This window comes from Glutamicibacter sp. AOP38-B1-38 (assembly GCF_052377485.1).
Lineage (GTDB): Bacteria > Actinomycetota > Actinomycetes > Actinomycetales > Micrococcaceae > Glutamicibacter.
In genome coordinates, this window is sequence record NZ_JBQSWU010000027.1 from 1 (window position 1) to 21,178 (window position 21,178).

Annotated in this window: 21 protein-coding genes; 11 read left to right on the forward strand and 10 right to left on the reverse strand. The window is 52.1% G+C overall.

The window, feature by feature from the left end; all coding sequences use genetic code 11:
• Positions 1-531: 531 nt before the first annotated feature.
• The 3 genes from ACT3TP_RS14770 (at position 532) to ACT3TP_RS14780 (ending at position 3,824) form a co-directional block, all read left to right on the forward strand.
• On the forward strand, positions 532-1,488 hold the full coding sequence (locus ACT3TP_RS14770; protein WP_444616478.1) for a DUF932 domain-containing protein: 957 nt from the start codon (positions 532-534) through the stop codon (positions 1,486-1,488).
• Positions 1,489-2,262: 774 nt separating this feature from the next.
• Positions 2,263-3,321 (forward strand): replication protein RepA, encoded by a 1,059-nt coding sequence (locus tag ACT3TP_RS14775; protein ID WP_444620891.1) that lies wholly within the window; start codon positions 2,263-2,265, stop codon positions 3,319-3,321.
• Positions 3,321-3,824 (forward strand): DUF721 domain-containing protein, encoded by a 504-nt coding sequence (locus tag ACT3TP_RS14780; protein ID WP_444620892.1) that lies wholly within the window; start codon positions 3,321-3,323, stop codon positions 3,822-3,824. Before ACT3TP_RS14775 ends, ACT3TP_RS14780 begins: the two co-directional genes overlap by 1 nt.
• Positions 3,825-3,993: 169 nt before the next feature.
• Here ACT3TP_RS14780 and ACT3TP_RS14785 read toward each other — a convergent pair whose 3' ends face one another.
• A complete protein-coding gene (locus ACT3TP_RS14785; RefSeq protein WP_444620894.1) occupies positions 3,994-4,326 on the reverse strand; it encodes a DUF2695 domain-containing protein in 333 nt (110 codons plus the stop codon).
• A 397-nt stretch (positions 4,327-4,723) separates the two neighbouring features.
• On the opposite strand from ACT3TP_RS14785, the gene ACT3TP_RS14790 reads away from it, so the two are divergent.
• From ACT3TP_RS14790 to ACT3TP_RS14805, 4 genes are all read left to right on the forward strand, one after another.
• Positions 4,724-6,037 carry a hypothetical protein gene (locus ACT3TP_RS14790; protein WP_444616486.1) on the forward strand — a complete coding sequence of 438 codons (1,314 nt, stop codon included), beginning with the start codon at positions 4,724-4,726 and terminating at the stop codon, positions 6,035-6,037.
• A gap of 8 nt (positions 6,038-6,045) precedes the next feature.
• Positions 6,046-6,738, forward strand: a complete 693-nt coding sequence (locus tag ACT3TP_RS14795; RefSeq protein WP_444616488.1) for a GNAT family N-acetyltransferase — start codon at positions 6,046-6,048, stop codon at positions 6,736-6,738.
• Positions 6,739-6,806: 68 nt separating this feature from the next.
• On the forward strand, positions 6,807-7,118 hold the full coding sequence (locus ACT3TP_RS14800; RefSeq protein WP_444616490.1) for a hypothetical protein: 312 nt from the start codon (positions 6,807-6,809) through the stop codon (positions 7,116-7,118).
• 12 nt (positions 7,119-7,130) lie between these two features.
• On the forward strand, positions 7,131-7,406 hold the full coding sequence (locus tag ACT3TP_RS14805) for a hypothetical protein (RefSeq protein WP_444616492.1): 276 nt from the start codon (positions 7,131-7,133) through the stop codon (positions 7,404-7,406).
• 59 nt (positions 7,407-7,465) lie between these two features.
• Here ACT3TP_RS14805 and ACT3TP_RS14810 read toward each other — a convergent pair whose 3' ends face one another.
• Positions 7,466-8,542: a hypothetical protein gene (locus ACT3TP_RS14810; protein ID WP_444616494.1), complete on the reverse strand. Its 1,077-nt coding sequence runs from the start codon at positions 8,540-8,542 to the stop codon at positions 7,466-7,468.
• Between the two features lie 144 nt (positions 8,543-8,686).
• Between ACT3TP_RS14810 and ACT3TP_RS14815 the strand changes: the two genes are divergently transcribed.
• From ACT3TP_RS14815 to ACT3TP_RS14825, 3 genes are read left to right on the forward strand one after another with little or no spacing between them, the layout of a single operon-like run.
• On the forward strand, positions 8,687-11,383 hold the full coding sequence (locus ACT3TP_RS14815; RefSeq protein WP_444616496.1) for a hypothetical protein: 2,697 nt from the start codon (positions 8,687-8,689) through the stop codon (positions 11,381-11,383).
• A gap of 18 nt (positions 11,384-11,401) precedes the next feature.
• The gene (locus ACT3TP_RS14820) at positions 11,402-12,613 is read left to right on the forward strand and encodes a GspE/PulE family protein (protein ID WP_444616498.1); all 1,212 of its coding nucleotides are present in this window, start codon (positions 11,402-11,404) and stop codon (positions 12,611-12,613) included.
• Complete coding sequence (locus ACT3TP_RS14825) at positions 12,610-13,311, forward strand: hypothetical protein (RefSeq protein ID WP_444616500.1); 702 nt, start codon at positions 12,610-12,612, stop codon at positions 13,309-13,311. The genes ACT3TP_RS14820 and ACT3TP_RS14825 overlap by 4 nt, the downstream gene beginning before the upstream one ends.
• Positions 13,312-13,720: 409 nt before the next feature.
• On the opposite strand, the gene ACT3TP_RS14830 is transcribed toward ACT3TP_RS14825, so the two are convergent.
• Complete coding sequence (locus ACT3TP_RS14830; protein ID WP_444616502.1) at positions 13,721-14,011, reverse strand: hypothetical protein; 291 nt, start codon at positions 14,009-14,011, stop codon at positions 13,721-13,723.
• Positions 14,012-14,462: 451 nt separating this feature from the next.
• Here ACT3TP_RS14830 and ACT3TP_RS14835 point away from each other — a divergent pair, with 451 nt between their 5' ends.
• Positions 14,463-14,621: a hypothetical protein gene (locus ACT3TP_RS14835; RefSeq protein WP_444616503.1), complete on the forward strand. Its 159-nt coding sequence runs from the start codon at positions 14,463-14,465 to the stop codon at positions 14,619-14,621.
• A 95-nt stretch (positions 14,622-14,716) separates the two neighbouring features.
• On the opposite strand, the gene ACT3TP_RS14840 is transcribed toward ACT3TP_RS14835, so the two are convergent.
• The 7 genes from ACT3TP_RS14840 to ACT3TP_RS14870 form a co-directional block, all read right to left on the reverse strand.
• A complete protein-coding gene (locus ACT3TP_RS14840; RefSeq protein WP_444616505.1) occupies positions 14,717-16,318 on the reverse strand; it encodes a BspA family leucine-rich repeat surface protein in 1,602 nt (533 codons plus the stop codon).
• A gap of 2 nt (positions 16,319-16,320) precedes the next feature.
• On the reverse strand, positions 16,321-16,719 hold the full coding sequence (locus ACT3TP_RS14845) for a hypothetical protein (protein ID WP_444620895.1): 399 nt from the start codon (positions 16,717-16,719) through the stop codon (positions 16,321-16,323).
• A gap of 3 nt (positions 16,720-16,722) precedes the next feature.
• Complete coding sequence (locus ACT3TP_RS14850; protein WP_444616507.1) at positions 16,723-17,478, reverse strand: hypothetical protein; 756 nt, start codon at positions 17,476-17,478, stop codon at positions 16,723-16,725.
• A gap of 84 nt (positions 17,479-17,562) precedes the next feature.
• Entirely contained in the window at positions 17,563-17,943 is a 381-nt protein-coding gene (locus ACT3TP_RS14855) for a hypothetical protein (protein ID WP_444616509.1), read from the reverse strand.
• Between the two features lie 80 nt (positions 17,944-18,023).
• Positions 18,024-18,647 carry a prepilin peptidase gene (locus ACT3TP_RS14860; RefSeq protein WP_443452465.1) on the reverse strand — a complete coding sequence of 208 codons (624 nt, stop codon included), beginning with the start codon at positions 18,645-18,647 and terminating at the stop codon, positions 18,024-18,026.
• A complete protein-coding gene (locus ACT3TP_RS14865) occupies positions 18,644-19,768 on the reverse strand; it encodes a type II secretion system F family protein (RefSeq protein ID WP_444620896.1) in 1,125 nt (374 codons plus the stop codon). The genes ACT3TP_RS14860 and ACT3TP_RS14865 overlap by 4 nt, the downstream gene beginning before the upstream one ends.
• Before the next feature lie 33 nt (positions 19,769-19,801).
• The gene (locus ACT3TP_RS14870) at positions 19,802-21,040 is read right to left on the reverse strand and encodes a type IV pilus twitching motility protein PilT (protein WP_444616512.1); all 1,239 of its coding nucleotides are present in this window, start codon (positions 21,038-21,040) and stop codon (positions 19,802-19,804) included.
• Between the last annotated feature and the right edge of the window lie 138 nt (positions 21,041-21,178).

Sequence of the window (21,178 nt, forward strand, 5' to 3'; positions counted from 1 at the left end):
TCCTATGTGTGCCTTCGGATAAGAGATTATGAGTCCGGCTTTCTCAGTAAACAGACTTCAACGTTGAAATCGCTTCGCGCAAGAGCACTGGTTTTACACCTGCAACGGTCGTTAGGAAGGCGGTTCGTCTGGTTCGTCGACGGTTCTCATCGGGGAAAAATACTACGACTGTGAAGTAGGCGGTGGGGCGCTTGAAAATGATCGTTCTCTTGCAGTCGCTTGTCTCGTCGGAGTACACGGCCCAACTGGCTTGCTCCGCTACCAGGAAGACATTCGTTAACCAGCCTGATACTTTCGGCGGAAGATGATGCATTCCGGTGTCCTCCTATGCATGTCCTGAAGGGCAGAGTATCTAAAAAACGAACCTTGAAGCCATTCCGGCAGCCCAGAACCGCTGAAAGCAGGTGTGCTTTGCGAACTATGAAGCTGAGGTGGAACAGAAACGCCTAGTCAACCGCGTGAAATTTTTTGTTCCTCACGGCACACATTGGAGATGTACGAACCACAACGCTTCATGAAAGGAAGTCTCCAATGACCACCCTGATCCCTTCCCACAACCGCCAGGCAACCCGCATCGGCACAGATCTTTCGGGCATTACCAGCATCGACGACGCAATGACCAAGGCCAAGCTCGACTGGACGGTGAATCTGGTGCCAGCACAAGGCCTCATGATGCTGACCGAGGAAGGCGTAACTAACACTTCCATACCTGACATGCGGATGGTCATGCGTTCCGACAATCATGTGACCCTCGGCGTTGTCGGCGGACGTTACCAGAACGTCGACAACCACGAAGTGTTTTCTCTGGGCGAGCACATCCTCAGCCATGGCGGAAAACTGGTCTCAGGCGGTGAACTCAACCATGGCCGACGCACCTTCATGCGGTTCGACCTTCCAGAAACCCACGTGAATGTAGGAGGTTCAGACCTGGTGAAATTTGGCATCGTGCTCCGTGCCTGCCATGATGGCTCCGGCACCGTCACGGCTGGTGTTGAAGGCCTCCGCCTAGCCTGCACCAACGGTATGGCCGTCAAGATGCACGTACCTCACGCCTTCAGCATCCGCCACACTACGAATGCAAGGCAACGTCTCGCTACGGCAGAGCGCGTTCTACAGGGAGCTATCACCTACGCCAAGGAGTTCAGCGCCATTGCAGAGGAAATGATTTCTCGGCCATTTACGCGGACAGATTTTGTTGCTTACATTGATGCTCTCTACCCAGAACCAGACAAGCGCGAAAAGCGTAGCCACACTATCTGGTACAACCGTCGTCGAGAGCTGATCAGCCTGTTCACGTTCGCAGATACTAATGACTATGGACGGCATACCCAGTGGGGCGCTTTCAACGCTGTCACTGAATTCCTTGACTGGGGAACCACCGTGCGCGCAACTGGCGGTCAGAATGCATCTGAAGCTCGCGCTATGCGCCAGTTCGATCAAGCTCACCAGAGCGTCAAAGATCGAGCATTCGAACTGCTAACTGTCTAGAAGGGAAGTTGAAGGATGTGGCAGAGACCTAGAAGGTTCTGCCACATCCTGCGTCCTGGTACAGCAAGTAGAGACCAAAATAGAAAACTTGATCGTCTGTTCATGACCCCACGGAAGCTTATATCCACAAATCCACGGGTATTGGGCTGTCTATAGCTGTACTTAACTGTTTAACTAGAGGGTGCGCGAAACCTCGTTTTTTGTCAAACAGCCTTGCTAACGCTGGCAACTAGGTAAGGCAATGTCGAAAAAATCCTAGGAAAACCTACCACTTCGACAAGGAAAACCTACCACTTCGACAGCCCACTAACGGCTAAGAAAATAGAAACCTACCACTTCGACAAGTGATTTAGCCCCGTAAATTCAAGGAATATACCGTTATCAACAGGCCGAAGATGCGCCTTGGAGCAAAGCTACCACTTCGACAGTGGATAACTAAGGGAAGCGGGATTATCCCGTGGAAAAACCGTGATTCGCGGACGGGAGTAGATGCCAAATTTGGGGATAGGTCAGTGCTAGGATCGGAGAGATTAAGCAAAAAAAGACCCCCGTGGTACTTGCAATACCAAGAGGGTCTACAGCTAAATCACTGTCCTTCGAGAACTGAAGTTTTGCCGACCATGAGTTCTCGATCCACCAAAGCGAACGAACCACATAGAAGGGAACGCCACTTCTCTATAACAACGTCGACCCCATAGCAACCAGCAAGAGGGAAACGCCCTTCAGCCCAATCGACTTCTACATCGAATCGCCCAAAGGAGGATAGCAACATTCATGCTACCTGATAACTCCGACGTTGATACACCCCCAACGCGCAAAGCTACATCACAAAAGACTGAGAACGACAGCAACGAAGCTGAACCAGGTAAAGTCCTCAAGCTGACCCCACAGCAGACAAAGCTCCTAAACGTCGCGCAAAAGGTGAGAGAAGAAAAGGCTGAAGAACTCAGCTTCGGAATAGACTTCCTGGCAGAAACCTGCCTCCCTGTTAGCGATCCAGGAAGTGAACTTCGCGTCTATGAAAAGCGGAATGGGAAGCTTCACCTAGAAATTCAACCAGCTCGAATCCGCAACCCAGATGGTACGAGCGAATTTATCTATCCCTATGGTGTCTATCCACGCAGAATGATGATCTGGATCATCACTGAAGCCCTGCGTACCCGTAACCCGAAGCTATACCTGGGGTCTTCGCTCGCGTACTTTATGGAAAACAAGCTCAAAGTAAACGTAGGTGGTTCACAAGTAGCATCGCTCAGGAAAGCTACTCTGGCACTTCTACGGGCAAGCATAAGCGTGACCGCAGTAGATACGACGGGAAACTTGATTGTCGATGAATTTGAGAACTTCCATATTGCTCAGCAAGGCAGGATTTTTACACACGTAGGTGAAGCCGGTAGAGCAAACCCCGCAGAAAACGAGGAATCGTACATCCAGCTTAATCAGGGATTCTACGAACGCATCGTTGGGCGTGAGGGCGAAGATAACGGAAAAGCGTTTCCTGTCGATATGCGCGCGGTCGATGCTCTGGGCAAGGATGCATTGGCCTTGGACGTTTACCTTTGGACAGTGCTCAGAGTCTACAAGGCAGGCAAAGGAACCCGAGCAGTCACCATCAAATGGACGACACTTCATCGGCAATTTGGAACCGAGATTGCAGAGACCTATCGTTTCAAACAGAAGTTCCTGAAGGCAATCAATAAGGTTGGATTAATCTATCCAGGGCTGAACTACGAAAGTGATCGAAAGACCTTCACCCTGCTTCATAGCGAGCTGGCAATTGCAGAAAGCCAGATAAGGCCACGAAGGTCACGGCTGAAGACTAGGAGTGCATGATGAGTGAAGTCGAAAGCACCTTATCCGATGACATTGTGGAAGCACCTAGAGCTCTTCTGAACCGTTGGCGATCAATCGCAGATAGTACCGGAGCGAGGCGAACAGCGCCGGGAAGAAACACGAGAAATGGGCGTCTCAGGAAGTCCAGCCGTGGAAATGCCTCAAGGCCGTCATCTGGCGAGGACTCACCAGGTGACCCAAAACTGTTGGGTGGCATATTTGATCAGCTCACCAAGAATCATGCGTGGGAGTCAGGATTGGCCGTAGGCCGAGTCCTCGCATGCTGGCGAGAAATAGTGCCGGCTTCGATTGCAGAACGCTGTAGCGCTGAAGGAATGGAGGGAACGGTACTGCTCGTGCAGTGCGATTCGCCGGCTTGGGTGGCGCAAATGAAATTGCACAGTACTCAGATAGTCGAGTTAATTGCCAGCCGGCTAGGCTCCGAGGTAGTCACTGAAATTAGGGCAACCAGCGTGCTAGCCAGCAAAAAACGACGTAACTAGAAGAAAGTGCTGGTCTACCAAGAAGCCGGTCAAATACAGTAATAAATACACCAACATGTAAAGCTGTACCGTAGATGCTTAAATACATACCTTGATACAGTAAAAAACCCCAGTAAGCCGTATGGAAATACGGAATACCGGGGTTTTAGCGTTACTGCTTCATCTGGCCTTAGGACCAATTTGGGCAGGGAGTCAGGCTACCGCTAGACGTTCCCTGGCATGTGTTTCTTCCCCGCGCATCACGCTCCGCTGTACCTGCGACCCTACTGGCGTTCATTCGATACTCGCAGTCACAGTGAATTCCATCGGCCTTGATGACTGTTGCGAGCGGGTGCTGACTTGGCGCGACAGTTTCTGCAAAGTACTCAATTGCCCTCAATGTTCCATCGCATGAAGCTGTGTACATAGCTCGATCAAGATAGCAGGCGAGGCATTCTTCGATGACCGGAACAGGCAACGCGTTATTCAAAGTACTATCCATAATGGTTCCTTCCGTAGACATTCAGGTTGCGGTTCCAATGTGTGCTCAAAGGCGAGAAATCGAAGAAGCACGCCTAATAGAAACGATTTCTATTAATGCTCCTGAACAGATTGTGGCAAATCTGTGAAAAGTGAAGCTGGGGATTGGTCAACCCTTGCCATGAAGAGTCGAACCGATACCCCGTATGTTCAGAAGGCAAAAATCACCATACTTCAATACATGTTGCTGTACAGGTTTACATACATTTATACGACCTTAACTACATACCTAAGGTAAGCTTAGGTCAAAGTTAATGAGCCGTAGAGGGCTAGAACCCTGTAGATATAAGGGAGAATGCACAGATACGCCGATGCGATACGATTGCAACGTAGCGAAAGACGTAGCTAGCCTACGCGCTCCACAAAGTAAGGACACGTTCATGGCCACAACTATAACCCGCTCATCTTCGACGAAGCTTGAACCAGGCCAAGACTCCATTGACCGAGTATCGCCATGGCAAGACGAAGACACTAAGAAGTGGATGCTCGCCTGGTCATTACGCCTGCCGAACGGAAAGCTCGTTCGACGGCGTACTGAATCCGTGCGTAAAGGAGACCTGAGAGCGAAGGCCAGAGCTAAGGCGGAGGAAGTCCTAGCGAATGCTCAAGATTCTGAATGGAAACCAGGCTCTGAGCTTGCCAAGTACATCAACACAGTATCAAGGCCAGAAATCGAGAAGGCCAACCTGCGTGATCGTACCAAGGATCAGTACCTCAGCGTCCTCCGTCTTGTCGCTGGGGATTGCAATAAACACGGAAAAAACTCGGATAAACAGCATTCATATTCTTTGAAATATAAGTCGATTGATGACATGAAAACGATCAGAGTCATTGAACGGTGCCTGCAAGAGATAGCCGAGCTACACGGCAGAGAATCCGCCGAGCAGGCTAAAACAGTCATCTCTAAATACATCATTCAAGAGATGCGAAAAGATGCGCTGATTGACTTCAACCCCATGCGCGGGATGGATTTCAAATTACGTCACGTAGCAAACGTCATCAACCCCAACACCAAGAAAGGTGGCATTGCTCTCTCCCGTGACGACTACAACCGCGTAATTGACTTCCTACTGGAATTAGACCCCGTTGATATAGCTCCAGAGCGCACGCTTGAGAGGTTTAAATACCTTATACCGCGCGACCTTAGAGAAGCTGAATCTATAATTGATCTGACATTACTGCAAGCCACGACTGGACTGCGGGTAACCGAAGCTAATTCGCTCGTCTGGTCGGCGCACGTCGAAATTGACAAGGATCAGAATGTCCACATCTCCATCGACGCGGAGGTATCCAAAACGCACAGGGCGCGCAGAGTATCTATCCTTGACCCTCGCGTTGCAAAAAGATTTATTGAGCGCAAAAACAAGTATCCAGATTCGCTTTACGTCATCGGTTCGCCAATACACCAGAATAAACAATGGAACAGGCCAGCCGTTCATAAAGTAGCATCCAATCTTTATAGAATGCTCGCTAAAACTCTGAAAATAGTTGAGCTTGAGAACGAGAGAACTCACATCTGGCGGGCAACGCTCAATACACTACTCCGTGACCAGATTTCAGACGTAGACCGTTCAGCTTGGTTCGGGCACACCGTAGAAGTTAACCGCGCCAGCTACACCGACCTCTCGGACACCAGCGCTATGCTGAAAGCTTCAGAGTATCTTCGAGTTACTGCCCAACGCGTTGCCACCTAGGAGTAAGAATGATGAGTTTTTTAAAGAAACTTTTATCAACACGGGAGTCTCGTAAGCCGAGCTTCAGTCTCCAATGGATTGATCAGGCTGACCCCCAAGAACTAATTAACAGCTACGCGCGGGTTGACCGGTTCTTTGATGATCTAATCGAGGATCCCTCGCGCTACAGACTCTCTAATGTTCCTGCCGAGGACGGGAAGGAGAACGCCGTCCTCGTCGCTTATCTAGAAGGCGAACTAGTGGGGGCTATCTGGGCTGGCCCACCAATGGCGGAAGCGCAACAGGCTCAGATGTTTGGCTCCCTGCAAGGTCAAGCTCAAGCCATGAACGAACTGGCTTTGGCGATGTTGGATCACACCTGGATGCTCTTTGACGTGGCCGTGGCACCAGATCATAGAGGCAAAGGACTAGCTCAAGAACTTCTCCGAAGTGTTGTCGAAAAAGCTAGTACTCGGAAGATCGACTATCTTTGGGGCGTAGCAACACCAGCGTCGATCGGTTTTTACGAGAGCGTGGGTATGTCCGTGATGCCGGCAGAAGGAGCACTAGTCATTAGCCACATGCCCAGCGGTTGCAAGGACGGGAAGCCAACAGGGTATCTTCTCCCCATCATGGGTGAGTCTCGATGGATTCTCAGTCAGCTTCAAGGAGAAGTCCACTTGGGAATTAGTTATGTTGAGCAGTCCATGCTTGAACAATAACCCTTTAGCAGAGAACGCAATGGGTCTGTACGAATGTTCAGCTTCAGGATGGGAGAACAGCAATGGGCATGTCAGGAGAAGAGCATCCAGCGCTCCAAGAACAGCTCTGGAAGAACATAGAACAGCGCCTGGAAGAAGCCGTCCTGATCGAATGGGATGGTTGCCACACCATCAACGTGCATACCGTCAAACGTCCTGAAATTCAGTTCGGAGTATCTTTCGGCAACGATCAGCTCAGTAAAGGAGAGATGCTGGAAGCACTTCGCGAATGGTACGAACAGTCTTGCCAACTCAAATTCATCAGCGAAGTGCGACGTGCTGGCGCGATTACAGGGCTGACACCATTAATTGCGCAACGGGAAGAAGCTTTTGAACAGTAAGGAAATTTCCGTATGGAGGTAAATAACCCTCTTTCCCAATCAATCGCTGAACAACTGTTTGAGCAGATCAAAGGGAAGGGCATTGTATTGCAGGGCATAGCGGAAAGAACTGGAATTAGCATAGGTTCGCTAAGTAGGTACATCAACGGAAAACGTGACTTGCCAACTCCGATATTCGCGCTGATATGCAAAGACGTAGGCCTTGACGCTGGTGAAGTGCTTAGGAAAGCACTTGAAGTGGTCGCCAGCGCCAAGCAAGCGACGGATCAGCGGAGCCCCTGCTTGTAGATATTGCCTTATAAGAGAACGGTGCATCTAAGGGTGTGGCGTTCTTCTAGCTTTAACAGTTATTCGGCAGGATTCTGGCGTGCTTGAATGCTGGAAATAATGACCTGCTTTTCCCGATTGGCCTTCTTGAATAATTTCTCCATGGGAGGTCTGTGCTTACGCATGAATGCCAAGGGGAACCCGTCATCGTATGGATTCTCTGGATCGGTCTGGAAGTCCTCGTCACGGTTGGTGCCATAGTATCCGCCGACATACCCAGTTTCCGAGTCGTACAGCAGGTTGTACTCGGTATCCATTCCCAGATCAGCTGTGAACTCTAGGTATCGGCCTGTTGAATCCAACCGAGCCGACGTTGCTTGAAAGTCGCGCTGATATAGATGACCTAGAGCTTCGTTGGTCATCGAATCTGGTACCTTGTTGTGCCGGTGAAGCTGATCCAGTTCGAGCACAGCGCTGGCGTACCTTTGGTAGCCGGGAGAATAGTTAGGGTCGTTTGCCAACGCGTTGTAGAACTTGATGGATTGAGCGTAGGCTGGCGAGTCCTGAGTTAGTTGGTAAAACGACAGCTTCTCATCGTCAGTTTTACCAGTCGACGATGAAGCATATTCGAGGGTTATCGTCGGGAGTGTTTCACCAGGCACCACGCTGACTGCTTGAAGGTCTTTTCCATTCTCTTCCGAAAGAGTATGGAAGTGCTCTCTGCCAAGCTTGTTTGCTACATCGTGACACAACGCTTCCTTGTACGCCCAGTAAAGCTCCGCCTGGTTGTCGCCAGCACGTCGTAGGGGATTTGTTGTGGTGTATTCGTGGCTTCTGTCGCCAACGAACTCAGTCGTGGTGTCGGCAATGAATTCTGGATCGGAGGTGTCACATTCTTGATCAGTTCCCGGTCTGACTTCGATGCGGTAGTTTCCGTCTTTGGTGCTCAGGAAAAGACGCTCATCATCAGCGTGTTCGACCAGCTCGTGCATGTGCGCCGGAAGGTTATCTAGCACCCAGTTCTGATACCTAATATGTCCTGGCGTGGGAGCAAAATGAGCCAAACTGACCTTCGACTCGGATTTTCTTTCGTGGCTAAACTGTCCGCCAGTTGTCTGTCCTTTAGGTCGGCGTGATCGCCTGGAAACATCGCTCATAGTTATAGATGTGTGCGAAAAGTAATGTCTTTGGCGAGTTTTGGCTTGGAATACTTTGACGGATCGTTCTGTGCACGGGTGGCCTCGCCCAGACCGGCATGATGGGAAATAGAAGATCCGAGCAGAAAGCACCATCCCGATCTAATGAGCGCACAACGAATCGTCCAGAAACTGCCTGCAAGTTTTGATCCTGATAAGCATCAGGGTCAACTCATGCATATCATCACCAGGAACTTTGGTAGTGGGTTTGAAATTGATTCTATTGAGCCAATCGAGTCGGAAAAGGGTGGGTGGGAAGTCACCGCAACCCGTTACAACTCCGTATCCAAGGTGGGAGAAGGAGGTGCCGACGGTGAGAAGGAAATCGGCTTGCCGGCTAAGGCTAAGGCTTCTGACGGAGAAATGTATTCAGAGCGGTTCTCCAAGCAATATCCCGGCTACGTCATGGTTGAATTCAACCCGCACCTGAAGACGGCTGTGCTAGCTCAATTAACTGAGACGGAGGTTCAGTGTAGGCGTGCTGTTACCACCATTCTCGGTGTTAAGCCATGGGATATTAAGGTCAAAGATGCCCCTAACGGAGGCTACGAAATAGCATTGCCGAAGAATTATGTTCCTTCGAAGCATCTTGCGAAACTTCAAGAAGTAGCTGAAGAAACCGTAGGGTCATTTGGATGGGTGGTTGAAGCTGACCCCTTGACCCTCCAATGCCGGTTCATTCCGTCAGCGCCCCCAACTTTCCCAGAGATGTTGGCGTTCCCTATCCATAAGCTGGGGCAGGGCGACGTGAATAGGACACCTTTCGCGATGAAACTCCCCGAAACAGGTCAGTCCGAGCCAGAGAAGGCTGTTATCGACTGGAAAGCACAAGCATTCACGCTCCTTGGCGGTCTGCCTGGTGGAGGTAAGCGCCAACCACTTACTGCCCGATTGCCAGTGCCCGTCAGCGAAAAGTTCCCGACCGGTTGGGCAACATTCGGGGATCTAGAACTTGGCGACAAGATACTCGGCTTGGACGGTTCATCAGTCAGTGTCGACGGCCAAACAGATGTAGTGATCAACGACCTCTACGAGTTTGTGCTTGATGATGGGCAGAAGCCCCAGTCTGATCCTGACCACGTGTGGCTCATTCAGCGTTCGAGCATTGCTGACGCATGCGCGAAGCCTCATGGGTCTTTCCTGAAGTCTCATCAATGGAACATCACTGCACAGGTAGCCTGTGCTCAGCACATTGATGCCACCGTGGAAACCATCAGCGACATTACTTCCATTCCAGCAGAGAACGTTCAGCGGTTCATTGATCTTGTGGGGATCTATGGGCGACCTAACGACAAGGGCGCTGTCTTGTACCCGACCGATGAGGTGCTTGCCTGGTTGGCGGATCACGACGGGTGCACGCATGAACCAGCTATGCAACTTTTGACGACCAAGCAGATTGTCAATACCCCTAGCCTGGATGACTACCGCATCCCCATGTCTCGCTACAGTGGCGCAACCATGGAGCTGTCGGATGAACGAATGTTGGAATGGGAAAGCAACGTCTCGCAAACGCGTCTCTTGCTCACCCCAGAGCTTCTTCGTTCAGGCGTTCAGTCAAAGAACCATATTCTGCACGTACTCCTGGGCATGTTCAACCCTGAACCTATTGAGGACGTGGAAGTTTGGAGCCTCAGATCCTTGGACGATGCTGAAGTTGAGAGCCTAATCGAACTGTTGCGATCAATGGGCATGAAAGTCATCCATAGCACCAATGAACTGCGTGTAACTTTGGCTCCCGCAGGCTTCGCTATCCAGAAGATCAACAAGCTCGATCCTGCGCCCGGTCGGTGCGTCCGCATTACCGACCCAACCCACATCTATCTGACCGATGGGTTCATCCCAACACACAATACAGTCACACTGAATGCGATCATCGCTGATCAGCTCTCGAACGGAGCGGAACTGGCAATTGTGGACACTACTGATAAGTCAACAGACTTCATGTGGTGTAAAGACTTCGTGCGTGAAGGTGGCTGGGGTTGTGACTCGCTCGGTGCCAGCGTGGCAACCCTTCAGATGGTCTACAACGAAGGGTCGAGGCGTTCAAAGATTCTGAAGCAACACGGATACTTGAACCACTTCCAAATGCCTGAGGAAACACGGTTCAGCCCTATTCTCATCATTGCTGATGAGGTGGCAGGCCTAGTCGTGACAGAAAAGATTCCTGCCGGAGTACCCAAAGACAACCCGCTAATTCAGGCGAAAGTGCAAACCAACCTCTTGCGTATCCAGATCATGGAACTGCTGGATCGGATCGTTTCCGAAATGCGCTTCGTTGGAATTCGAATGGTGACTTCCTCTCAGGTTACCAACGCCAACACAGGCCTTTCACCGACGTTCAAGGCCAAGAACGGCCACCGGCTCCTACAAGGATCGAAACCATCCAAGACTGCACGGAGTCAGGCATTCAACGATGAAGCATCTGTGCCCGTCGTGCCAAAGCACATAGCTGAGGACGAACGCGTTTTTAAGGGTGTTGGATTGGCTCAGCTAGAAGGTGCAGGTTCCTTCGTCTACAAAACGTTCTACGGCGAACCTGGGCAGTACCGCGATGCCTTACTCAGTCTGGGTGTGCACAGAACTACACGGCCAGCACCATCGGATTACGAAATCGCAATGTACTCCCCCAGCTTGAACGATGACAGGGAGCAAACCATTGCGCGCCGGGAAAAGATGGGAGACCCGGTAGACACTCCCATCAGCTACGGGGAAGACGGCAAGCCTCTACGAGGTGTAGCCCGAGCATCCCATGAATCTAGGGTGCTAGCTGACCAGCACCGCGCCAACAGCCACCGAGCCTAAAACAGAAAGAGCTAACAAATGGTTGCAGTAGCCCCAGAAGAGATAGCAGTGGAGCCAAAGGCCGACTTGATTGACTATGTGGATATTGAGAATCCACACATTGAAACTTGCCTCATTAACCTGATTGCGGAGGCCTCGGAATTGGGCGCCAGTGATGTGCTCATCGAATGGCGTCGCGGAACGGACGAAGAGCTGGTTACTCAGGTGCGTATTGACGGCACCATGCGCCGGTTCTACCGAGTTCCTGGGCGTTTCGCAGTCCAGGTACTCAACAGTTTCAAGACCAGGGCGAACCTGAAGTCCAGTGCCAATCTGCGCCCAGAAAGCTCCACCTTGAAGATGGACGTACCTTCTGGCTTCGTCGATGAAAACGGTGAAGAGAAAATGGTGGAGCGCAAAGCCCGTATCCAGCTCTTCACCACGGCAGACACGGGAAGCACCATTGTTCTTCGCCTGCCACAGCGAGGAAAGCTGAAGACTATCCACGAGCTTGGTTTCACGAAGGAGAACAAGGGGCGTGTGCTTCAACTACTCAATACAGCTAAGAAGATGATGATCTTCGTCGGCCCGATGGGTGTAGGTAAGTCCACCACCGCTTATGCCGGCCTGCACTTCCTACACGATGGAACCCGAACCATCTGGACGCTGGAAGACCCCGTAGAACGCGACATTAAGGGAGTCATCCAGCTCGAAGCCAACGACGACATTGGAACTGGCTACGAGGAAATGCTTCCGGCGTTGGTGCGCGCCGACTACGACACCCTCTTCCTGGGCGAATTGCGAGACAACGTAACCGCACGAGCGGCAGTGCGCCAGTCGCGCGCTGGCCGGCAGGTGGTGACAACGCTTCACGCCACCGATAACGTCTCCGCGCTCATTCGTCTTGTCGAGCTGGCCGACGATACCCCGTACTCGGTACTCGATTCCGTTCAGGGGTTGGTCTCCCAGCGTCTGGTGGCAAAGCTGAATCCAGAATGGGATGGGAAAGACGAATACACGAAATACAAGGGGCGCGTACCTATCCACGAAATTATGGTGATCACACCAGAAATCGTCGATGCTCTGGTCAACCAGGAGTCCTTGGACAGCATTCGTCAGCTAGCAAAGGCTGACCAGCCAGAAACGTTCTGGCACAACGCGGATCAGCTCATTGCTGACAAGATCACTGACTTGGAGGAAATCGAGCGAGTCCTCGGTGAACGCCCAAAGTCTGAGAGTAAGCCAGAATGATTCCCCGGAAAGCTTTTGGCGCGTTAGCTAACGAGCGGGGTGAATTCACACCTGCAAGCATTGTCATCGCTTCAATGGTCGGAGCCTTGTTTCTGATCGGGGCTTTCAGTATCGTTCCTCAAGTCGTACCAACGTTCCAAGATCGTGCCACATTTGATGAAGTCTCGGCAGTAGCACGTGGCCAACAGGGGGCATTGTCGGCCACCTCCCGCTACCAAAGTTCCGAAGACCTAGAGAAGTACCGATGGGTCTCAAGCGTGCCGGAGAACGTGGCTACACGCGCTGGGCAGGGTGGCGCATGTTTCGCTGTCATCGGAAAGTCGCAGGCCGGCAACCTTTGGGTGATGGAGCAAGAAGACGAACAGCCCCGCGAAGCGCCTGGACAATGGGCGAGCGATTGTCTGAGTAAATTGCAGTTCGAAGACCTGGCAAGGAGCGTGGGTGGATCGGTGCAAGCGGTTGGTGCCTTAGACGCGCCCGCTATCCGCACCGCGGGCACAAAGGTCATGTGGTCGGCAGTAGACCGGGCCACAAAGTACGAACTAATTGTGGCCAATGAAAAAGGTCGCGAGGTAAAAACAGTCGAAGGCACAAGCGCGACCGTACCAGGCGCTGACCTTCCGGGAACCAGGATCAGTGTTGTACCGATGAACGGCAATCAACAGGGCGCTACAGCATCGATAACCATCGCGAAATAGCTCTACTAAGAGCGTTTGAGGCCACCTCCAATTTGGGGGGTGGCCTCAAACGTGTATTTAGGGTTTTAGCCTTCCGAGGTTCGCCAGTGCACGGATATATGCGTCAAGTTTCGCTCGTTTTCCAACAGCGACAGCTTGAAGTGAGACTGCCCGAATTTCGTTGGGTGTGTACCGATATACCAGCCGATATCGAGGCGGTTGGTCTGGAGAAGGGTCAGGGTCGAAATAGAACTTGTAGCAGTCCGACAGGTCGCCAGTTTCGGGCAAGTTATCCAAGGGTGTCCCGGATGTCTCTCCCTTTTTGATCGAAACCAACCAATCTAATACGAGCTTTCGCATCTCTGGGGGGAGCTCGTGTATATCCTGCTTGAATCCCTCGGTAGCATCAAGGCTTAGCCCGGTTTTGCCCTTAGACATACTGCTCCGGGTCTAGCCCGAACTGTTCCGCAATCTCTGATAGAGGGATGATCTTGTCGTCACATCGGCTGTTGACGATATGAGCGATTTCTAGATCTTCCAGAGCAGGGGCGATCTGCTCAAAGACCTCGAACGGGAGTACAACGGCCTCGGGCTTGCGGTGCGAGCCGAATACGAGGGGTGAGGCCTTGGAGCCTTCTTTTCGGAATGTAGCTAGAAGGGAGCCGAGTTCATCTCGGGCTTCTTTGCTTGTGTGGACATTCTGAACTGGGATGGTGGTCATGAGTTCAGCATAGCAAAGATGCGCATAAATATGTACATCTTTATGTACCTATATTCTTAGTTTGGGAGTCGCAGGGTCGATACTTCACGCCTGCTCAGACAGTACCAGGTATGGATTATTTTCCATCTTGGACGAAGAAGACCCCTCGACGATTCGAGGGGCCTTTCCGGTTATTGGTTCACGGGTGCTTGGCAGTGCCGGCACGGATAACATCATTCGGTGGGGCAAGGAACGTTGTTTCATGTCTCATCTCCCGGATCACATAGGCACCTCGCGTCACGTTGCACTTGACGACCTGGCACTGATGATCCTGGTTCTGCCAAACTCCTCTGCTGTATACGTCCACAAATGTTCCATTGGGGATCGTTCCTTCGGCATAAGTGTCCATCTGGGTGCGTCCTTAGAGTGAGAGGGATGGATCGACGGAGTTCGTGATTAGCATCGGGATGACATGGGCGACAACAAGAAATGTTATAAGCAGGATGAAGATGCCAACCTGTTTCCCGATCTTCTTGCTGACTTTGATTGCTTCTCGCATGGTGATGCCCCTTCGGCTCATAGTGAGGTGGTGACTGGCCAGGTGGCCTGCCTCGGTGACCTCAATGTGTGACTTAGGGAATGAAATATTTGCGAGAAGCACCAGGAATAAATGTGGCCGAGGAACTAGCGGAATGAGCTAGCTTCTCGGCCACGTTCCCATCACACCTACGGCGTGGGAGTTGGGGAAGATGTAGGTTCTTCAGTCACTGGATCGCGGAACTCTTCAGGCAGGTCTTCCTGCTCAAGCTTGGTGTCCTTGGCGAAGTCTCCCCAGCTCTTGGCCGACTTCGGATTCCAATTGGACAGGTTTTCTGAATAGTTCGTGGCTCCGCTGAACATGGCATCGAACCGCTCGGTATTACTTACATCCCAGCTTCGTAACGACTGGTCTAGGCTAGTGGCTCCCTTGAATGCTTGTTGCGCGTTCACTACTTTACGGACGTTCCACCGATTCATCGGCTGGTTGTATCTTGTGGAGCCAGCGAACACCTGGTGTAGGTCAGTGACTTTGCCCGTATCCCAGCCATTCAAGTTCTGATCGAACTTTGTGTTGTCCTTGAAGGCTCCTCGCAGAGAGAAGACGTTCGATGTGTCTACGGTGCCGAAGTCGGGATTCCCGGCTTCCATAAAAGTCAGATTCATAGATTCGACAGTTTTTGGAATGTTGCCAACATGGCTCAGGTTTTCAGCCCCGGCGAAGGCAACGTCAAGGGTCGTGGTTTTTAGCTCTTCGGTGAATTCTTCGACTTCAACGAGCGCTCGATTGATGCGCATCTGCCCATCTCGCACTGCATCGCTTACGCCGGTGTATTGTCCACCACGATGAGCCATACCGTAGGACGGAACCTCACCGATCACAGTGATGCGCTTGCGCCCCTCGGTTGCGTCGTAGCAATGCGTCAGGGTTCCATCGTCGGTGCGTTTGCCGTCGCCCCAGTAAATATCAGCCTTGAGCTTGCTGTCACCGCGAGAACGCAGGGGAAGGGTGATCATGCGTTCACCCTGCTCGCAGGTGCCCCGTGGCGCTTCCTTCAAATCCCAGACTGTTTTCATTACGCCTGTGGTTTTCAAGGCGACGGCCTCACCTGGCTTAGCATCTGTACCCCGATCATCCCCATCAACAAATCCTGTTTCGATGGAGTGCGCATTTTCGGGGGTTAAGCGCGACGCGACCTGATGGACGCGGAAGTTCCCGCCTTCAAAGAGCACGCCAACGATGCGGGTTTCGTCTTTGTCTTCGTTACGGTACACATTCCCGTCGCGCTCAAGCGTTTTCCCCTGGGCAGAAAGGAAAACGAACCGCGCGTCATCCGGGATGTTGGTGGACATGATGGAATCAGTCGTGAGGGAAGCTTTACCCTGGCAAATGGGCATGCCTGTGGTTGGGTGGAAAGAATAGTCAGGGTAAGTCTGGCGGGTCAGGATCAGGCGGTGAGCCTCTTTAGACCAGGTACTGGCTTGGCAATCATCTTCGGTGCCGATGCCCGTGCTTATCGTGGTAAACCGGTCTGATCGTGCCTCGACGCTGGGAATATCAGAAGCCCAGGTCAGCGCGTCGCGAATGCTGTGCTCAACGCTGGCGTATCCGGTAGCTGTTTCTGTGCGTTCTTCAACCTTGTGCTGAACGGCGATCATCCCGACCATTGACGCTGATACAGCCAAAGTGATCACGGTGGAGACCAGAGAACCGATAGCCACGGAGCTGATGGTTTCCCCACGGTCGTTGCCGAGCGCAGTGTGAACGCGCTGTTTCAAATTGCCCATCATGGTCAGAACCCGATCTTCCAAGTTGCTTCATCGTCGCCGGCATTACCCCATATGGGGTTCCCGGCAGTGTCGTAGCCGAGCAGGAGCATTCCACCGCTCTTCGAATAGTGTTCAGTGCGCGAGACAGAACCATTGGAAGTCGTGTCTTTAGTGACTGATTCGGTGTGTTCCTTGCCGTGCCAACGGTCAGAGTTCTCTAGTTGGGAATGTAGCTCACGGGATATGTCGGAGTTGGTGTTGATGCGTTCGAAAACTCCGGTCATCACAGTGTTGGAGGTCGTGATGCTTGTACCTAAAGCAATGAGTACAACAGACCCCAAGATGGAGGCTATGGCTACGCCTGCGACGTTTCCGTCTTCGCTCCGAAGTTTCGAAAGTAGCGACTTCCTGATGTTTCCCATGAACTATTCGGCCTTATCTAAGGTGTAAAAGAACGGTTTGACTGCTACTTTTCTCTTATCTTTGTTGCGCACTTCAATCGTGATGGTGTGCCAGTTGCTGACTTTTTCAGGAAGCTCAATCACACCAGTGACGTATTTCAATTCCCCGTCTTTGTTCCTGTCTTGATCATCGCCGGGTAAGGCAATGTCCTGGCGCATAAGTGGCAGTCCGATATCGGTGTCTTCGCCAGGGTGGACGGTCAGCGTTGCATCCACTGGAACTTCCGTGAATAGGTATCGAATAGATTCTGTATCAGCAGGTACTTTGAGGTCATATTCGGTACCTGAATCATCCGTGATACGAATGTCGCGCTTCATATCGTCAGCTACGGAACCTTGCCCGGAAATCAGGTGCTGGGAAGCATAACGGCATCCGCTGAGTTCGGGAGCGTTGCATTCTGGGTTGGAAGCATAGATGACGGTTTGCCCGTTGGAATCTTCAGTCCAGACTTTCACGCTTTCATCGTCATACGTGCGGATTTCTGGTGAGCTGGTCAGTTCGTCACCTTTGAGGGCAACGATCTGGCTGACCGCATTTCTGTTTGTACGGTCGCGGTCAAGCTTCTCTGCATTCGCACTGGAATGCGTGAGAAACACAGCGAAGATCACGACAGTTGAAACGGTGAAGATCGCTAGCGTTGCCGAGGATACTACTGAGTCGATCATGATCGACCCGGTTTTATCACGGAGCGCTTCACGCAGTCGTGAAGTCAAGGACATGATGAGACCTTCCAGAAGGTGCAGATTAGAGGGAAGAGCAGGTCGGTGGGAGTCAGGCAGGATCACTTTGACTCCCACCAAGCATTAGTTGACCTCGATAGGGGTCTGGCGCTCGTTGGTTGCCTGAAACTGCTTGCCGGTCTTGGAAGTTACGTTAATGACGTAGGAAGCGGTGGTTCCGGTGCCGGAGGTGGTGATGCTCAGCGCATCTTCGCCTTCCTCATTGGAAGCGGACGGCAGGTAGCCAGTGCTAGCCAGCTCTTCGCGTGAGCAGAACGCCAGTGCACCGGTCGTGGACTTTTCGGATGCGCACAGAGCCTGTGCGGTGACAGCTTCAGCAACAGCGTTTCGGGCCGCACGATCCTGGGTTGCTGGAACGACACCGAAGACCGCAGCAAGTGCGCCAAGGGTCAGCACAGCCATCAAAGTAACGGCAATGGCGGTGTCCTGGGTAGAGAACTGCATGTTGTATTCCTTTTCTCATTAGTGGCCATAGATGCGTGAGGTCTCAGCCGGCCATGTAACTGAGCCTCAAAACTAGGGAGCTACGACGTGGGCAGGGTAGCCATAGTCGTGATCAGGGAATAGATTCCGAGCGTTATAGGAAGGGCAATATTCATAGAAGGAGCGAACGGCACTTTCCCTCCGGTGGAGGATCGTTTGCGTGTTGAGTGGAAGGTTGCGAAGACCAGCGACAGCACCACCCACAGAAGAGGTACCCAATACGCAAAGAGTCCGAGAGGGAGCATGACCAAGGGAATGGCCTTGAGGTCTCCCCCGCCAAAGGAATCAGGCTTTGCCACTGTGAATATCAACATGGCAACAAACCAGCCAGCCGAGACTGCAATAGCTAATCCGAGCTTGCCCCATTCGCTGGATACCAGAGTCTGAGCAAGCACGAGCGGTACCAGTACGACGGTGAAGGCTAGGAGAACCTGGTTGGGAATTCGTCGGGTAACGCTATCGACGACATTCAGCAGACCCAGCAATGCACCTAACAAGGCAACCACTGCGTAAGCGAATGTAGAAGTCAACGAAGCGTCGGAATTGGGCAAGCCTAGGTAGATGATGACCGGCGAAACTAGTGAGGAAACCGCGGTGGATAGAACCAAAGCAAAGAGCACGGCAGGCTCTTTACTGATACCAAAAACTTGAGGTTCAGTAGTCATTGCAAACCGCTGTCCACGTCTAGTAGCGCTGGATAAATCTGGAACATCGGGAATACCACCATCACGATTGTTATTCCAAGCAACAATTGAGTGATGAAATTTACCGAGGGGCGCAATGTTTCGGAGAAAGTTTCAAGCATCAGCCTGGATTCGTTCTGGTAGGAGGGCGCAAATTCTTCGAATAATTCCACAGCCTGGTACGAAGTCGATGAAGCAAGAACGAGCTGACGGGCACCTGGCGGAAAGAACTTCGAGTCTACGAAGTGTTTGAACGAAGCGCCCTCGTTCACCATGGCTTTGGTGTGCTTCATGCAAACACTTCGGATCGCGTCGTTACCGCATCCCGATGCAGAGTTCTTGAGCGCTTCGGTTTCGGACATGCCTGCTTTGAGGTTGAGCGCGAGCCCGTTGAACAAACGGCCTGTTGAGGAATACATCAGCACTTCTCCGATGTATGGAACTCGGATGAGAACCTTGTCCATGATGGTGCGGAATCGTTCGGAGCGCCGACCAAAGGCCGTCCACCAGAGCATGAATACGAGAGTGACGATGAAGACTGTGGCGACCGTCCACTTCACAACCTCAGCCACCGCTAGGAGCACGTAGGTTGTTGCCGGCGTTTCAGCCTGAAAATTACCAAATACCTCGATCATTTTCGGAACAATAAAGTTCACTGCGACGAACATAAAAGCGAGAGTGACCGCGACATTGAAGATGGATGGAATGAGCGCCCCCCAAACACGCTTTTTCACGCTCTTAGAATCGGCAACCATCTCGCTTGCGGATTTGATGTTGGCGTAGAGCTGGGAGGTGTTCTGCGAAGACGCGATGAGCTGACGTGAAATCAGGGGAATCATGTCGATGCTGGCTAGCGCCTCACTAAGTGTAGTTCCGTTAGCCACCATGTCGTTGGAGGCTTTGATGAACTTGTGCCCAATGTCGTACTTTCGGTACTGCTCGCCAATGGTCAACAGGGCCGTCTGCTCGCTGGTGGACAGCGAAAGTTGCAGGCTCAGGGAACGTAGGCTTCTCGCGATGGTGTTGGTATCAGCCCGTCTGCCAGGAGTGAAAGTGATGAACGGCTTACGTTTCGTAGCTGGTTTCTCAGCAACTTCGGTCATGAATAGATCCTTCGGGAAGTAAAGTAAGTCCGTTTAGCGACGGAAGCGTCCGGCTTTAGGCTTGGACAGTTCATCGGCCTGTTGCAGTTGGCCGAGAATTTCATCGAGTGCACCACTATCACGGGCAAAGGACTTCGCGACAGGTAAGGAAACCAGCCCTTCGCGGACAGCGCGCGCCAGGGATTGCTCCATGCTGTTCGAATCTTTCTCAGCATTGGAAACGATGATTTGCTGGATTCCACTTAATCGGTCATTACGAATGGCATCAGCAGTATTCGGAGTGTTCGTCAGAATCTCACGAACCGCAAACAACGTGTCATCAGTACGAGGAATCAGCTTCTGTACCACGGCAGTTAACAGAACATCGGCAAAGCGTCGTCGGGTCTGTTCCTGCTCTTCAGGAGGGAACCACGCGACGAAAGACTCAATAGCTTCGCGGACTGAACCAGCGTGCGAGGTAGTCAGTACAAGGTGTCCAGTGGAGGCCGCTCGGAGTACCGCACGGGCATCTTCAGGTTTCAGAATCTCGGCCACGAGAATGACGTGTGGTTTGGAACGTAGCGCATCAGCAACACCAGCGCCGTAGCTTGGCGTGTGGGTGCCAATCTCTCTCTGGACGATAGATGACGCGCCGGCCTCGTTGTGAAGGTATTCGATAGGGTCTTCAAGCGTGTAGATATGTCGGTTGGTCTCACGGTTGATCTTGCCCAGAAGAGAGTGGTTCAGCGTAGATTTACCTGATCCAGATGGGCCACACACAAAGATTAGGCCGGAGCGACGCTTGGCCTGAACCTGAATTACCTCGGGAACGTCCAGCATTTCAGGAGTAGGTACTTCACGCGGGATTACACGGAAGGATGCGGAGAAGCCCTGCATAGAGTCACGGAAGGTGGCTCGAACGCGCGCGAAGTCGGTATCAATAGCGACGGATGCATGCCCGTGAGTTTTCAATAGATGCGCGACCCGTGCCACGTCCGAGGCCTTACGCCCGTATTCAGCCCACGCCTTGATTTCCTCTTCAACGAAGAGGGAGTACGCGCTCTCGTTATCAATGCGGAGAACATCTTGAATGTCATGGCGCACCGGCTTATCGGGGTGAATGTGCGCGTTGGAGACCTTGTGGATGTAGAGGTGGTCAATGAACCCATACAGGCGCTGAATATCTTCCGGGAGCTTGGCCCGACTCGCTAGGATCGCCTGGTATTCAGGCAGAGCAAGAATCTCTTCAGGCTTGAGCTTCTGATGCTCTTCGGATAGCGCCGAATAATCCATGATGAATCCTTTGAATGGTAGCCAATCGTCCTCTGAAACCCATCATGCCGGTCTGTGCGAGGTGACCCTGGCACAGAAGATTTCAGGTAAGGAAAAACGCTGGAACACTGGCGTTGTTTCGCAGGTGTTCCAGCGTGA

Coding starts and splice junctions, on each gene's coding strand:
- ACT3TP_RS14845 (WP_444620895.1), bottom strand. CDS start 16,719: ATGGGAAACATCAGGAAGTCGCTACTTTCGAAACTTCGGAGCGAAGAC.
- ACT3TP_RS14785 (WP_444620894.1), bottom strand. CDS start 4,326: ATGTCTACGGAAGGAACCATTATGGATAGTACTTTGAATAACGCGTTG.
- ACT3TP_RS14865 (WP_444620896.1), bottom strand. CDS start 19,768: ATGACCGAAGTTGCTGAGAAACCAGCTACGAAACGTAAGCCGTTCATC.
- ACT3TP_RS14820 (WP_444616498.1), top strand. CDS start 11,402: ATGGTTGCAGTAGCCCCAGAAGAGATAGCAGTGGAGCCAAAGGCCGAC.
- ACT3TP_RS14805 (WP_444616492.1), top strand. CDS start 7,131: ATGGAGGTAAATAACCCTCTTTCCCAATCAATCGCTGAACAACTGTTT.
- ACT3TP_RS14770 (WP_444616478.1), top strand. CDS start 532: ATGACCACCCTGATCCCTTCCCACAACCGCCAGGCAACCCGCATCGGC.
- ACT3TP_RS14775 (WP_444620891.1), top strand. CDS start 2,263: ATGCTACCTGATAACTCCGACGTTGATACACCCCCAACGCGCAAAGCT.
- ACT3TP_RS14840 (WP_444616505.1), bottom strand. CDS start 16,318: ATGATGGGCAATTTGAAACAGCGCGTTCACACTGCGCTCGGCAACGAC.
- ACT3TP_RS14800 (WP_444616490.1), top strand. CDS start 6,807: ATGTCAGGAGAAGAGCATCCAGCGCTCCAAGAACAGCTCTGGAAGAAC.
- ACT3TP_RS14780 (WP_444620892.1), top strand. CDS start 3,321: ATGAGTGAAGTCGAAAGCACCTTATCCGATGACATTGTGGAAGCACCT.
- ACT3TP_RS14870 (WP_444616512.1), bottom strand. CDS start 21,040: ATGGATTATTCGGCGCTATCCGAAGAGCATCAGAAGCTCAAGCCTGAA.
- ACT3TP_RS14795 (WP_444616488.1), top strand. CDS start 6,046: ATGATGAGTTTTTTAAAGAAACTTTTATCAACACGGGAGTCTCGTAAG.
- ACT3TP_RS14790 (WP_444616486.1), top strand. CDS start 4,724: ATGGCCACAACTATAACCCGCTCATCTTCGACGAAGCTTGAACCAGGC.
- ACT3TP_RS14860 (WP_443452465.1), bottom strand. CDS start 18,647: ATGACTACTGAACCTCAAGTTTTTGGTATCAGTAAAGAGCCTGCCGTG.
- ACT3TP_RS14830 (WP_444616502.1), bottom strand. CDS start 14,011: ATGACCACCATCCCAGTTCAGAATGTCCACACAAGCAAAGAAGCCCGA.
- ACT3TP_RS14835 (WP_444616503.1), top strand. CDS start 14,463: ATGGGCGACAACAAGAAATGTTATAAGCAGGATGAAGATGCCAACCTG.
- ACT3TP_RS14850 (WP_444616507.1), bottom strand. CDS start 17,478: ATGTCCTTGACTTCACGACTGCGTGAAGCGCTCCGTGATAAAACCGGG.
- ACT3TP_RS14825 (WP_444616500.1), top strand. CDS start 12,610: ATGATTCCCCGGAAAGCTTTTGGCGCGTTAGCTAACGAGCGGGGTGAA.
- ACT3TP_RS14815 (WP_444616496.1), top strand. CDS start 8,687: ATGAGCGCACAACGAATCGTCCAGAAACTGCCTGCAAGTTTTGATCCT.
- ACT3TP_RS14855 (WP_444616509.1), bottom strand. CDS start 17,943: ATGCAGTTCTCTACCCAGGACACCGCCATTGCCGTTACTTTGATGGCT.
- ACT3TP_RS14810 (WP_444616494.1), bottom strand. CDS start 8,542: ATGAGCGATGTTTCCAGGCGATCACGCCGACCTAAAGGACAGACAACT.